Source organism: Deinococcus yavapaiensis KR-236 (genome assembly GCF_003217515.1).
Taxonomy (GTDB): Bacteria; Deinococcota; Deinococci; order Deinococcales; family Deinococcaceae; genus Deinococcus_A; species Deinococcus_A yavapaiensis.
On sequence record NZ_QJSX01000001.1, the window covers coordinates 134,883 to 148,215 of the forward strand.

The following is a 13,333-nucleotide window of genomic DNA, read 5'->3' on the forward strand; positions in this document are numbered from 1 at the left end:
CTTCGAGGTATGAGAATCGGGATCATCGGCGCGATGCGCGAGGAAATCGAGTTGTTGTCGGCAGAGTTGCGAGGACGCGAGGTCACGAGGCACCTCGGCTGCGAGTTCGAGCGAGGCGAGTTGGACGGACGGGACGTCGTCTTGACCGTGTGCGGCATCGGAAAGGTGAACGCGGCGATGACGACCGTGGCGTTGTTGTCGCAAGGCGTGGGGGCCGTGATCTTCACGGGCGTAGCGGGCGGCGTGGACCCCCGCCTGCAGGTCGGGGACGTCGTCGTGAGCACGGACCTCGTGCAGCACGACGTGGACGTCACGCCGCTGAAGTACGAGATCGGCCTCGTTCCCGGCGAGTCGCTCGCGTGGACGGCCGACGAGGACTTGCGGCGCGCGGCGGTCGAGGCGGCGTCGACGCTGGAAGGCGTGGCCGTTTTGGAGGGGCGCGTCGTGAGCGGCGACCAGTTCATTGCGGACAAGGCGAAGGTGCGTTGGCTGCGCGAGACGTTCGGCGCGGCGTGCGCCGAGATGGAAGGCGCGAGCGTCGCGCAGGTGTGCGCGAAGTTCGGCGTGCCGTTCGTGGTGATCCGCTCTATGAGCGACACGGCGGACGGCTCGGCCGACGTGGACTACCCGGCGTTCATGCCGGTCGTGGCGAAGCGCGCCAAAGCCGTCGTGCGCGCGATGCTGCCGAAGTTGTGAGGTGAAACGTTGAAGGCCGACGCGGTCCTCTCGCTCGTGGCCGGCCTCGGGATGCTGCTGGGCTTCGCGGCGCTCGGAGAAGGTGTGGCGCGCGCGTTGCAGTTGCCCTTGCCGGGCTCGGTCGTCGGGATGGCGCTGTTGTGGAGCGCGCTCTCGCTGGGACTCGTGAAGCTCGCCTGGGTGGAGCGCGCGGCGGACGCGTTGCTGTCGGTCCTGGGCTTGCTGTTCGTTCCGGCGGGCGCGGGCCTCGTCGCGTACCTCGGGCAGTGGCGCGCCATGGGCGGCTGGTTGCTGATCGTGGCTCTCGGCGTGCTGATCGGGTCGGCCGTGGCGGGCTTGCTCGCCGCGAGGCTGGCGCGGTGACGGCTCTTTTGGCGGCCTTGACGCTGCTGGGGTACGCCTTGGGCTTCGCCTTGGCGCGCCGCACCCGCTTTCCCCTCGCCAATCCCACCTTGATCGGCGTGCTGATCGTGATGATCGGGCTGCTCGCTTGGCGCGTTCCGTACGCGACGTACGCCGACGCGAACACGTTCCTGACGTTCCTGCTCACCCCGGCGGTCGTGGCGCTCGCCGTGCCGATGTACCGTCAGCGGGCCTTGCTGCGGCGCGAGTGGCGCGCGCTGATCCTCGGAGGCGGCGCGGGCACCCTCACCGCCATGCTCGTCGGGTGGCTCGGCGGAAGCTTGCTGGGCTTGGAGCGCGGCGTACACCTCGCCGCGACGACGGCGAGCGCCACGTCACCCGTGGCGCTCGCCGTGAACCGAGAGGTCGGCGGATCGGCGGCCCTGGCGGCCACCCTCGCGATCGTGGCAGGTCTCGTCGGGGCGAGCCTCGGTCCCGCGTGGCTCACGCGCCTCGGCGTGACAGGCCTCGTCGCGCGGGGCGTCGCGATCGGCAGCGTCTCTCACGGAATCGGCACGGCGCGCGTGCGCGACGAAGGCGAAGCGGCAGGCGCGGCGAGTAGCCTCGGCGTAGGCCTCGGCGCGCTCACCGTGACGCTCGTCATGGCGCTGGTGGCGCGGGCAGGGTGAACGAGAAGGTGCTGCCTTCGCCGGGCCGGCTCTCCACCGTGATGCGTCCGCCGTGGCGCTCCACGATCTTCTTCGCGATCGCGAGGCCGACGCCCGTTCCCTCGTAGCGACTGGCGGGATGCAGGCGCTGGAAGATCTGGAAGATCTTTTCGAAGTAGCGCGGCTCGATGCCGAGGCCGTTGTCGGCGACGTGGAAACACCAGCAGTCGCCGTCGCGCTCGACGGTGATCGACACGCGCGGCGGCACGTGGCGGCGGTGGAACTTCACGGCGTTCGACAAGAGGTGTTCGAACAGCAGCGCGAGTTGATCCTCGTCGGCGAGAACGGTCGGCAGGTCGCCGAAAGTCAGGAGGGCACCCGACACCTCGAACTCGGCGCGCAAACGCCTTCGCGCGAGTTCCACGGCGGCCGACGCCGCGACGGGCTTGGGCGGCCGCATCGTCGTTCCGAGGCGCGAGAACGCCAGCAGGTCGTCCACGAGGCGCTTCATGTGCTGCCCGCCCTCCACGATGTGGTTCAAGAACGTCTGTCCGCGGGCGTCGAGCCGCTCGCCGTACTCGCGCTCGAGCAGTCCCGCGAAACTCGTCGCGGCCCGCAGCGGCGCTTGAAGGTCGTGGCTGGCGATGTACGCGAACTGCTCGAGGTCGCGGTTGGCGCGTTCGAGGTCCACCGTGCGCTTGGCGAGGGCTTCGCGTTCGGCTTGCAACGCCGACACGGCGGCCGAGCGCGTCAAGGCGATACCGAGGGCGCGCACGGCGGTCTCCAAGAGGGCGCGCTCGGCCGCCGACCACGGGCGGCGCTCGTACACGCCGACGATCAGGACGCCGCGCACGTCGTCTCCGACGAGGACGGGCAGCGACGCCGTCGACCCGACATTCGTGAGGTGTTCGCGTACGACGCGGGCCGTGTCCGGGTCGTACACGTCTTGATAGAAGGGCGTGCGGGACTCGAACGGGCGATCGACGTTGGGTGTGTTCCCGAGAGGCAGGCCGCGTGACAAGGCGGGAAGCAATTCGGGGTTGTGAAACGTCCCTCGGTGGGACTTGAGACGCCAGCGACTTCCGTCGCGCTCGTAGTAGGTGCTGACGCCGTTGGGCAGCAAGGACACGAGAATCTCTTGCGCGCGACCCACGAGCGCGACGGGGTCGCGCTCCAAGGTAAGGTCACGCGAAAGCTCGGCGAACGCTTCGAGGGCGGCGTTGCGCGCGTCGAGTTCGTGGGTGCGCTCTTTGACGCGCCGCTCGAGTTGCTCGCCGTACGAACGCGCCTCGTCGTACAGGCGGGCGTTTTCGAGCGCGAGGGCGGCGCGCCGACCGAGTTCGAGGGCGAACGACACGTCGGACGGGCCGTAAGGACTCGCCGACGAGGCCCGCGTGAGGCTCAGCACGCCGAGCACGCGTCCGCGCAGCACGAGCGGAACGGTGAGCGAGGAGCGCAGGCCGAAGGCGCGCAGCAGCGTTCGCTGCTCTTCGGGAAGCGGCGCCGCGTCGAGCATTTCATCGGTGATGATCGGCACGACCATGGGCGACGCGTCGTTGAAGGTGCGGGCGACGGCGCCCGCGCCGTCCTGACGCGTCGGGAAGGCCGCGAAGTACCGCGCCGCGAGACGCTTTTGTCCTTCGTCTTGGTGCGCGAACGCCAAGGGCCGCAAGGTGCCGTCTGGACGCGGAACGTACACGGCGCACCAATCGCCGAGTTGCGGAACGGCGAGGTCGGCGAGGCGTTCCAAGGTCGCGTTCACGTCGAGATCGGCGGACAGCACTTCTCCCGCGTGCGCGAGCAGGGCGAGGCGAGCTTCGGCCTCCTTGCGCTCGGTGACGTCGTAGTTGATGCCGATCAGGCGCGTCGGGGTGTTCGTCTCGTCACGCTCGACTTGCCCGACGCCGCGCAACCAGCGCACGAGTCCGTCGGCTCGTACGACGCGGAATTCGATGTCGAACGGCACGTCGCCCGCCATCGCGGCTTTTTCGTGGGCTCGGACGCTCGCGATGTCGTCGGGATGCACGAGGCGGTAGAAGTCCTCGATGGCGTGGACGTCGCCGACGTCGCTCACGCCGAACAACTCGCGTTGCACGCCGAACCAGGCTTCGCGTCCGCTGGCAGGCTCGTACTCCCACAAGCCCAGCCGCGCGCCGTCGAGGGCGGTTCGCAGCCGCGTCTCGCTCTCCTTGAGGGCGGCCTCCGTTCCCTTGAGCGCGTCGATGTCGTGCATCACGCAGAAGATGACCGCTCGTCCTTCCCAAAGGCCGGGGTCGCTTTGGATGCAGTGCCAGCGGTACTCGCCGCTCGCCGAGCGCAACCGCGCTTCTTGTTCCACGTGTTCGCGACGCTCTCGCCCCGCGCTCAAAGCGTCGAGGGTCGGCGCGCGGTCGTCGGGATGCAAGGCGTCTCGCACGACGTCGAAGGTGAGGACGTCGGCGCCCAGCAGAGCGTGAAGCGCGCGATTGGCGAAGATGAGACGTCCGTTCGAATCGCACGCCCAGCACGGAGAGGAGAGGAAGTCGAGCGGCGAGGAAGGCACGCTCACGAGGGGCGGCTCGGGCACCGAGTCATGTTAATGCAATCGTCACCTTCGAATGTCACTCCATGAACGCTATGCCAACTTCTCATCACCAGATGAGGATTTGTATTCACCAGGAAGACGCCGCCGCCTTTTTTCTTGCCGAGGCTTTCGAATCCGTCGCCTCCCTTGAGAAGAGGCTGAAGCTCGACCGCCTTGAAAATCGGGGCTGAATCGTTACAGTAGAGCGATGCAAGTCGCTCCTGCTTCATCTTCCCACCCACCGACTTCCGAGCGACGGCAAATCGCGCGCATCGCCGTGCCCGTCAGCCTCGAGATGATCTTCGCGCTTCTCCTCGGCTTCATCGACCAGATCATCGTCGGACGCCTCGGCGCCCTCGCCATCGCCTCCGTCGGCTTCGCCAACTCCGTGACCTTCATCGGCATCCTCGCGCTCGGCTCGCTCGGCGCGGGCGCCGCCATCCTCACCGCGCGCCTGCACGGCGCCGAGAACCGAGACAGCATCTCCCGCGTCACGAGCGCCACCCTCGTCATCGGTGTGATCATCGCGGCCGTGCTCGCGGTGCCCCTCCTGCTGCTCGCCCCGACGTTTCTGCAACTCGTCGGCGCGCCCCGCGAAGTCGCCCAATCGGGCACGCCGTACTTCCAGATCGTCGTGGGCGCGTTGCCCCTCGTCGTGATCGGCGGCATCGCCAGCGCCGTGCTGAGGTCGCTTGGACACGCCCGCACGCCCATGGTCGTCACGATCATCGGCGTGCTCGTCAACACGGTCCTCGGTTACGCCCTCGTGTTCGGCCTCGGCGCCGTGCCCGCGCTCGGCCTCGCCGGGGCGGCGTGGGCGACGCTCGTCGCGCAGCTCATCAAGGCGGTCGTGCTGCTGTGGCAGCTCTACGGGCCGCGCGACCTCGTCGACTGGCGCCTTCCCGAACGCCTCGGCGCTTGGAAGACCACCACGCGAGACCTCTTCCACTTCACGCTGCCCCTCGCCTTCACGGAAGTCGCGTGGAGCGTCGGGACGTTTCTGTACGCCTTTCTCTTCGGACGCTTGTCGGTGAACGCCCTCGCGTCCAGCCAGATCGTCAACACCCTCGAAGGCATCTTCATCGTCGGCTCGTTCGGCCTCGGCGCCGCCACCACCGCGCTCGTCGGGCAAGCGGTCGGCAGCGGTGACGCCACCCTCGCCGCGCGGCGCGTCCGCCTGCTGCTCAATACCGGCGCCGTCACGGGCGTGGCCTTCGGTCTGCTGTTCGCCGCCAGCGCCCTTGCCCTCGGCGTCTTCTATCCCAAGGTCGCCGACGAAGTCCTCACGTTCGCCGTGTGGGGCATCCTCATCAACGCCGCCTTTCAGTGGGTGAAGGTGCAGAACATGATTCGCGGCATGGGCGTGCTGCCGTCCGGCGGCGACACGCGGGGCGTCATCGTCGGAGACGTCATCGGAGCGTTCCTCGTCGGGTTGCCGCTCGCGTACCTGCTGGCGTTTCCGCTGGGATTCGGAGTCCTGGGATTGTTCTGGGCGCGCATCTTCGAGGAGATCGCGAAGCTCGCCGTGTTCGCCTTGAGGACGAAGCGAATTTCGTGGGGCAAGGTCGTCGAGGGACAAAAGGAAGTCGTCACGAGTTGAAGGACGGACGAAGATCCTCGCTCCATCGACTTCCGACTTCCGCCCACCCCGAGGTGCGCCGCGCGAGAGCGGTTCGAGTCGACGGTTCCGCCTGTTCGTACAATACGAGCAGGCGGACTCGATTCATGAGGCCGCCGCTGAAGCGGCCAAGAACGTCAAACGACTCGGCGTGCGCCTCGACTCGGCGCGGAATGGAGACCCCGTGGCCCGTGATTCCATCGATTACGTTCACGCGACCGTCGCACAACTCGTGCAAGCCCTCCTCCACCGTGAGGTGAGCGCGCTCGAATTGTGCGACGCGGCGATCGCGCGCATCGAAGAACGCGACGCGGCCATCAACGCCGTCGTGGTTCGGGACTTCGAGCGAGCGCGTGCACAGGCGCGCCTCGCCGACGCACGCCTCGCGTCGGGAGAACACGCGCCCCTGCTTGGCGTGCCCATGACGGTCAAGGAAGCCTTCGACGTCGCGGGCTTGCCGACCACGTGGGGTCTGGCGCCATTTCGTGATCACGTCGCGACGCGTGACGCCGTCGCCGTCGCCCGGTTGAAGCACGCGGGCGCCGTGATCCTCGGCAAGACGAACGTTCCGACCGCCCTGGGCGATTGGCAAAGCGTCAATCCCCTCTACGGCCGCACCGTTCACCCGAAGGACGCCGCGCGCACACCCGGAGGGTCCTCGGGCGGCGCGGCCGCCGCGCTCGCCAGCGGCATGGTCGCCTTAGAGCTGGGTTCGGACATCGGGGGTTCCATCCGCGTTCCCGCCCACTTCTGCGGTGTGTTCGGCCACAAGCCGACGTACGGACTGCTGCCCCAACGCGGTCACGCCGTGCCGGGAAGTGACGGAGCCGATCGAACCGAGATCGCCGTCATCGGCCCGCTGGCTCGCAGCGCCGACGACCTCGCGACGGCCTTGGACGTCCTCGCGGGACCCGACGAGGACGACGCCGTCGCGTACAGCTCGCGTTTGCCGTCTTCACGGGTGCGGACGCTTCCAGACGCCCGAATCCTCGTCCTCGACACGCATCCGTGCGCCGCGACGGCCACGTCTCTGCGCGCGGCCATTGCCCGCTTGGCGCTCGACTTGGAGCGCGCGGGCGCCAAGGTCGCCAGGGAAAGCGCGCTCCTCCCGGACTTGGAGCGTGCTCACCACCACTACACCCGGATGCTCGGCACGGTCACGAGCCGTGGCGTGCCCGAGGCGAAGTCCATCTCGGCGCACGACTGGCTGTCGTTGATCGACGAGCAGCATCGATTGCGCGTTCAGTGGCAAACGCTCTTCGGCTCGTTCGACGCGGTGATCGCTCCGTGCTTCGGCACCGTCGCGTTCGCGCACCTCGAATCCAGCGAATCGCCGCATCGACTCTTCGTGGACGGCGTCGCGACGCCTTACGAAGATCAACTCGCCTGGCCGGGCGTGGCGACCTTCCCCGGCCTTCCGGCGACGGCGGTGCCGATCGATCAGGACGCGGAAGGATGGCCGATCGGCGTGCAAGTCATCGGCCCGAGGCTGGAGGACCGAACGCCGATCGCCATGGCCGCCTTGATCGCGAACCTGCGCGCCTGACGCATCGCCTCACACGAGCGCCCCTTCCAAATCGTCGAGCAAATCCCCGATCTCCTCGATTCCCACCGACAACCTCAGCAACCCCGGCGTAATTCCGAGCTCCATGCGCCGCTGCTCTGGAAGCGCTCGGTGCGACGTTCCCCACGGGTAACTCAGCGTCGTCGCCACATCCGCGAGGCTCGGCGCCAGCGGAATCTTTCCTTTGAGCGCCCGCACGAACGCGGGCGCGTCCTCGACTTCCAGCGCCATCATGCCTCCGAAGCCGTTCGGCATGAGGTCGTGCGCGAGGTCGAACTGCGGGTGGGACGTGAGGCCGGGGTAGTACACGGCCTTCACCCGCGGATGGTTCTCCAAGACGTCGGCGACGGCGCTCGCGTTTCCGCTGTGCGCGCGCATCCTCAGGCCGAGGGTCTTGACGCCCTGCAAGGTCATCCACGCATCGAAGGCGCTCATGGTGCCGCCGTACCGAGTGAGGTGCGCGCGGCACTTCGCGACGATCTCGCCGGACCCAAGAATCACGCCGCCAAGCGCCGTGGAGTGCCCGTTGAGGTACTTGCTGACGGAATGCGTGACGACGTCCGCGCCGAGCGAGGCGGGTTTCAGGACAGCCGGGGACGCGAAGGTGTTGTCGATGCTCAGCAAGGCGCCACCTTCGTGGGCGATCTGCGCGAGCCGCGGAACGTCCGCCACGGTCACGAGAGGATTGGTGAGGCTCTCGGCATGCACGAGCTTCGTGTCGGGCGTCATCGCCGCGCGCACCGCGTCCAAGTCGTTCGCGTCGACCCAGTCGGTGTGAATCCCGAGTTTCGGAAGTTCCTCGGCGAGCAGGGAGTACGTGACACCGTAGACGCGGTTGTCGGCGAGAATGCGCTCGCCGGGCTTCACGAGGGCGAGGAACACGGCGGAGATGGCGGCCATGCCCGACGCCGCCGTCATGGCGTCCTGGGTTCCTTCGAGGGCGGCGAGCGCGCGCTCGAGGGTGTCGCGGTTGGGATTGCCGTTGCGGTAGTAGATGTGACCGCGTTCCGAGCCGCTTTGAAAGCGTTCGAGGTGATCGAGGTCGTCGAAGGTGTAGACGGTCGTTTGGTGAATGGGTTCGATGAGGGCGCGGTTGCCGTCTTCCGGCGCGATTTCTCCGGCGCGGGCGGCGAGGGTGGAGAGGTCGAGTTCCTTCACGCGGTCAAGTCTAAGCGCTTCGGGCGCATGAGTCGGTGGATCGTTCGGACTTAAGTCGGGGGCGCCCGCCCGTCGGGGCCGTCATAATGCAGGCGTGACGACAAGTCGTTCGAGGCGCCGTTCGCTGAGCCTCGCGAGTCAGTACGACTTGGCGAGCCTCGCGGTGCTGCTCGTGACGATGCTGGTCTTGGGCTGGTGGGTCGGTCGGCAGATCGAGGTGGGCGTCGTGCATCAAACGGCGGCGGCGTCGGCGCTGTACGTGGAGAACTTTGTGGTGGCGCAGCTTCAGGAGCTCGGATCGCGCCGAGCGATCGACGCGTCGCACGTGCGCACGTTGGAGCGCATGCTCGCTCAAGCGCCGCTGGGCCGCGAAGTGGTGAGCATCAAGATTTGGGGACCCGACGGGCGGGTGGTGTTCGGCTCCGACGCGGGCAAGGCCTTCGAGATCAAGGACGAGTTGCGCCGCGCTTGGAGCGGCGAGGTGGTGTCGCACGTGAGCGACTTGCGCGACTCGGAGAACGCGGATCTCAAGGCGCGCTGGGGGCGTCTTTTGGAAACGTACACGCCGCTTCGCGTGGAAGGTTCGGACCGTGTGATCGCCGTGGCGGAGTTCTACCGAACGGTGTCGGACCTCGAACGGGACGTGCGGGCGGCGCAGGCGCGGTCGTGGGCCGTGGTGACGGCCGTGATGCTCGCGACGTACCTGCTGCTGTCGGGTCTCGTTCGGCGCGGAAGCGACACGATCGCGCGCCAGCAGCGAGAGCTCGGCGCGCAAGTGGAAAAGTTGGGCGCGCTACTGTCGCAAAACGCCGCGTTGTCGGCGCGCGTGCGGCGAGCGGCGACGCGTGTCACGGAACTCAACGAGCACGTGTTGGGCCGCGTGTCGGCGGAGTTGCACGACGGGCCCGCGCAAGACCTCGGTTACGCGCTTTTGCGCTTGGACGCGTTGTCTTCTCACGTGAGCGCCTTGCCGCCCGAACGTCGCGCGGTGGCGGAAGTCGACCTCGCGCGCATCGAGGCGTCGCTCGCGAGCGCCATGCGAGAAATTCGCGAGCTCGCGGCGGACGTGCGCCTTCCGGATCTGCACGGCTTGATGCTGGCCGAGGTCTTGGAACGGGCGGTGCGCGACCACGCGCGGCGCACCGACACGGCGGTGGAAACGACGTGGGACTCCTTGCCGATCGGTGCGCCGCTGCCCGTGAAGATCACGGCGTTCCGAATCGTCCGGGAGGCGCTGACGAACGCGTTCAAACACGCGGGCGCGCGCGGTCAGAAAGTGGAGGCGCAGGCGCGAGGCGCGGACCTCTTCTTGGCCGTCTCCGACGAGGGCGGCGGGTTCGACGAGGCTTCCGCCGACAAGGCGGGCCACTTCGGTCTCGCGGGCATGCGCGAGCGGGCCGAAGCGATCGGCGGTTCGTTCGAAGTGGAGCGGACGACCCGAGGAACGCGCGTGAAGGTGCGCCTTCCGCTCGGCGTCGTGGAGGACGCGTGAGCGAACTCGTGCGCGTCGTGCTGATCGACGACCACCCGTTGTTCCGCGAGGGCGTGGCGGTGACGCTCGGCGTGGACTCGGCGTGGAAGATCGTGGCGGAGGGAGAAAGCGCCGACGACGCCCTGCGGCTTGCCTTGGCCCACCTGCCGGACGTGATGCTGCTGGACTTGCACATTCCGGGCGGAGGCTTGAACGCCCTCAAGGCGGTCGTGGCGGCGTGCCCCGTGACGCGCGTGGTGATGCTGACGGTGAGTGAGGACGAGGCGCACGTGCTCGCCGCGCTGAAGGCGGGCGCGCGCGGCTATCTGCTCAAGGGCGTGTCGGGCGAGGAATTGCGGCGAGTCGTGCGGGCCGTACAGGCGGGCGAAGCGTACGTCACGCCGAGCCTCGCGGCGAGCATGTTGCACGAGCTCACGCGCGAAACGCGTCCCACGAGTCCGCTGGACGAACTCACGCCGAGGGAACGCCAAATCTTGGAGGGCGTCGCGGCGGGCCGCAGCAACAAGGAGATCGCGCGCGACCTCGACCTCACCGAGAAGACCGTGAAGCACTACATGACGAACGTGCTTCAAAAGCTTCAAGTGCGCAACCGCGTCGAAGCGGCGCTTTTGGCGCAAAAAGCGGCGCGCAAGGAATGAAAACGCTCCCTCCGCCGTTCGGGCGGAGGGAGTCGGCAAGGACGTTTTCAAGCGATCTCGAACTGCAGTTCTTGGCCGTCGCTGTCGACGCGTACCTCTCCCCCGTCCTTGAGCCGCCCGAAGAGGAGTTCGTCAGCCAGAGGCCGTGAGAGGCGCTCGGCGATGACGCGCGCGAGCGGACGCGCGCCCATGAGGGGATCGTAGCCGAGCGTGGCGAGGCGGTCGCGGGCGGCGGGCGAGAGGTCGAGGCGCACGTTCTTCTCGGCGAGTTGCTGTTGCAGTTGCCGCACGAACTTGTCGACGACTTTGCCCATCACGTCGCGCGACAGGGAGCGGAAGGCGACGATGGCGTCGAGTCGGTTGCGGAACTCCGGCGTGAAGGTGCGCGCGATCGCTTCCTCGGATTCGCCCGCGCGCACGGTGCGTCCGAAGCCGAGGGCGGGACGGCCCGCCTCGGCGGCGCCCGCGTTGGACGTCATGACGAGGATGACGCCTCGGAAGTCCACGACCTTGCCGGTGTGATCGGTGAGGGTGCCGTGGTCCATGACTTGCAGCAAGAGGTTGTAGATGTCGGGGTGCGCCTTTTCGATTTCGTCGAGCAGCAAGACGGCGTGCGGATTCTTCGAGACCGCGTCGGTGAGCAGGCCGCCTTGGTCGAAGCCGACGTAACCGGGAGGCGCCCCGATAAGGCGCGCGACGGTGTGCGCCTCTTGGTACTCGGACATGTCGAAACGCACGAGTTGCACGCCGAGGGTGGCGGCGAGCGTGCGCGCGAGTTCCGTCTTGCCGACGCCCGTCGGGCCGGTGAAGAGGAAGCTTCCTTGGGGTTTTTGCGGATCGCGCAGTCCCGCACGGGCGAGTTTTACGGCGCTCGCGAGTTCGCTCACCGCCTTGTCTTGGCCGTACACGCCCGCCCCGAGGTCGTCCTCGAGCGTGGCGAGAGTCTTCGCTTCCTCCTGCTTGACGCTTCCGACGGGCACGCGAGCCATGCGGGCGACGGTCGATTCGACCTCCGTGACGTCGATGGTGCCGCCCGATCCTTTGAGGGCGAGCGCGGCGCCCGCCTCGTCGAGCACGTCGATCGCCTTGTCGGGCAGGAAGCGGTCTCGCAGGTAACGCGCCGCCAACGTCACGCACGCCTTGAGGGCGGCGGGCGTGTAGGTCACGCCGTGGTGGGCCTCGTAACGCGGGGCGAGGCCTTGCAGGATCTCGAAGGCTTCGTCCTCGGTCGGTTCGGGCACGTCCACGGTCTGGAAGCGCCGCCATAGGGCGCGGTCTTGCTGCAGGTGGCGAAGTTCGGCGGGCGTCGTCGCGCCGATGACGCGCAGATCGCCGCGCGCGAGGACGGGCTTGAGAAGGTTGGCGGCGTCCAGCGCGCCGCCTTGCACGGCGCCCGCCCCGACGATGGTGTGGAGTTCGTCGATGAACAGCAGCGCTTTTTGTCCTTGCAGAGCGTTCAAAACGGCTTTGAGGCGCTCTTCGAAGTCGCCTCGGAAGCGCGTTCCGGCGATGAGGGCGCCCATGTCGAGGGCGTACACCGACACGTCCTTGAGGATGTTCGGCACGGTGCCCGCGATGATGCGCGCCGCGAGCCCTTCCACGACGGCGGTCTTGCCGACGCCGGGCTCGCCGACGAGGACGGGGTTGTGCTTGCCGCGCCGCGCGAGGACGTGCAGCATCCGCTCGACTTCCGCTTCGCGGCCGATGAGAGGATCGAACTTTCCTTCGCGCGCCATCTCGGTGAAGTTCTGGCAGTACGCTTCGAGCGGATCTTGAACGGTCGGGCCGTCCTCGGCGGTGGATTCCGCCTCGGTTTCGTTCACGCCGCGCGTGCGCTTGGGACTCCTGGCGGTTCCGTGCGAAATCACCGACAAGACGCCTAGGCGCGTCACGCCTTGCTTTTCGAGGGCGTAGCGCGCGTAGGCGTCCTCCTCGTCGAGGACTTCGGCGAGGACGCGCGCCCCGTCGGTGACTTCGTTCGTCTTGCCCGCCGCGCGCAGTTGCAGGGCGGCGCGTTGCACGGAACGCTGCGTACCGAGGGTGAACTCGGGGTCCTCGTCGCCCGTCTCGAAGTCGGAGATGAATTCGTTGAGGTCGCGGCGCAAGGCGCCGAGGTCTGCGTTGAGGGCGGTCAGGACGTCGTGCGCGTCCGGGTCGTCGAGCAAGGCGAGCAGGAGGTGTTCGAGCGTCACGAACTCGTGCGCGTTTTCGCGCGCCAAGTCGTGGGCTCGGGTGAGGGTTCGGCGCAAGTTCTCCGAGAGCACGTTCACACGTTACTCGTCAGGCTCGGGTTCCACCGTGACTTGAAGCGGGTAGCCTTCCTCGCGGGCGAGCGCCGTGACCTGCCCGACCTTCGTTTCGGCGACGTCTTTCGTGTACACGCCCGCCACGCCGCGCCCCTCGTGGTGCACGGCGAGCATGATGCGCTCGGCGTCCGCGCCGGACTTCTTGAAGTAGCGCATCAGGACGTACACGACGAAGTCCATCGGAGTGTAATCGTCGTTGAGCAGCAGCACGCGATACAGCGGAGGACGCTTCGTGGTGGTGCGTTCTTGCAGTTGGGTGTGGAAGTCGGCGTCGCGCCGCGTCATGCT

General features: G+C 67.9%; 11 protein-coding genes. 7 read left to right on the forward strand and 4 right to left on the reverse strand.

Features of this window, described 5'->3' with window-relative positions; genetic code table 11:
* The first annotated feature begins 9 nt into the window (after nt 1–9).
* Genes DES52_RS00650 through DES52_RS00660 form a run of 3 tightly spaced genes read left to right on the forward strand, consistent with a single transcriptional unit; the run spans nt 10 to nt 1,727 of the window.
* On the forward strand, nt 10–696 hold the full coding sequence (locus DES52_RS00650; RefSeq protein WP_110884831.1) for a 5'-methylthioadenosine/adenosylhomocysteine nucleosidase: 687 nt from the start codon (nt 10–12) through the stop codon (nt 694–696).
* Between the two features lie 9 nt (nt 697–705).
* Nucleotides 706–1,059, forward strand: a complete 354-nt coding sequence (locus DES52_RS00655) for a CidA/LrgA family protein (RefSeq protein ID WP_245900542.1) — start codon at nt 706–708, stop codon at nt 1,057–1,059.
* Entirely contained in the window at nt 1,056–1,727 is a 672-nt protein-coding gene (locus tag DES52_RS00660) for an LrgB family protein (RefSeq protein WP_110884832.1), read from the forward strand. Before DES52_RS00655 ends, DES52_RS00660 begins: the two co-directional genes overlap by 4 nt.
* Here DES52_RS00660 and DES52_RS00665 read toward each other — a convergent pair.
* Nucleotides 1,699–4,272 (reverse strand): ATP-binding protein, encoded by a 2,574-nt coding sequence (locus DES52_RS00665; RefSeq protein ID WP_110884833.1) that lies wholly within the window; start codon nt 4,270–4,272, stop codon nt 1,699–1,701. The genes DES52_RS00660 and DES52_RS00665 overlap by 29 nt on opposite strands.
* A gap of 205 nt (nt 4,273–4,477) precedes the next feature.
* Between DES52_RS00665 and DES52_RS00670 the strand changes: the two genes are divergently transcribed.
* Both DES52_RS00670 and DES52_RS00675 read left to right on the forward strand, forming a co-directional pair.
* Nucleotides 4,478–5,869, forward strand: a complete 1,392-nt coding sequence (locus tag DES52_RS00670; protein ID WP_110884834.1) for an MATE family efflux transporter — start codon at nt 4,478–4,480, stop codon at nt 5,867–5,869.
* Between the two features lie 202 nt (nt 5,870–6,071).
* Complete coding sequence (locus DES52_RS00675) at nt 6,072–7,433, forward strand: amidase family protein (RefSeq protein ID WP_211317836.1); 1,362 nt, start codon at nt 6,072–6,074, stop codon at nt 7,431–7,433.
* Nucleotides 7,434–7,442: 9 nt separating this feature from the next.
* Here DES52_RS00675 and DES52_RS00680 read toward each other — a convergent pair whose 3' ends face one another.
* Entirely contained in the window at nt 7,443–8,609 is a 1,167-nt protein-coding gene (locus DES52_RS00680; RefSeq protein ID WP_110884835.1) for a trans-sulfuration enzyme family protein, read from the reverse strand.
* A 94-nt stretch (nt 8,610–8,703) separates the two neighbouring features.
* Between DES52_RS00680 and DES52_RS00685 the strand changes: the two genes are divergently transcribed.
* Nucleotides 8,704–10,101 carry a sensor histidine kinase gene (locus DES52_RS00685; RefSeq protein WP_245900544.1) on the forward strand — a complete coding sequence of 466 codons (1,398 nt, stop codon included), beginning with the start codon at nt 8,704–8,706 and terminating at the stop codon, nt 10,099–10,101.
* Nucleotides 10,098–10,739, forward strand: a complete 642-nt coding sequence (locus DES52_RS00690; RefSeq protein WP_110884836.1) for a LuxR C-terminal-related transcriptional regulator — start codon at nt 10,098–10,100, stop codon at nt 10,737–10,739. Before DES52_RS00685 ends, DES52_RS00690 begins: the two co-directional genes overlap by 4 nt.
* Nucleotides 10,740–10,786: 47 nt before the next feature.
* Here DES52_RS00690 and DES52_RS00695 read toward each other — a convergent pair whose 3' ends face one another.
* Together DES52_RS00695 and clpS are read right to left on the reverse strand one after the other, a co-directional pair.
* A complete protein-coding gene (locus DES52_RS00695) occupies nt 10,787–13,003 on the reverse strand; it encodes an AAA family ATPase (protein ID WP_110885169.1) in 2,217 nt (738 codons plus the stop codon).
* A 9-nt stretch (nt 13,004–13,012) separates the two neighbouring features.
* Nucleotides 13,013–13,330, reverse strand: a complete 318-nt coding sequence (clpS, locus tag DES52_RS00700; protein WP_110884837.1) for an ATP-dependent Clp protease adapter ClpS — start codon at nt 13,328–13,330, stop codon at nt 13,013–13,015.
* Nucleotides 13,331–13,333: the final 3 nt, after the last annotated feature.

Coding starts and splice junctions, on each gene's coding strand:
- DES52_RS00650 (WP_110884831.1), top strand. CDS start 10: ATGAGAATCGGGATCATCGGCGCGATGCGCGAGGAAATCGAGTTGTTG.
- clpS (WP_110884837.1), bottom strand. CDS start 13,330: ATGACGCGGCGCGACGCCGACTTCCACACCCAACTGCAAGAACGCACC.
- DES52_RS00670 (WP_110884834.1), top strand. CDS start 4,478: ATGCAAGTCGCTCCTGCTTCATCTTCCCACCCACCGACTTCCGAGCGA.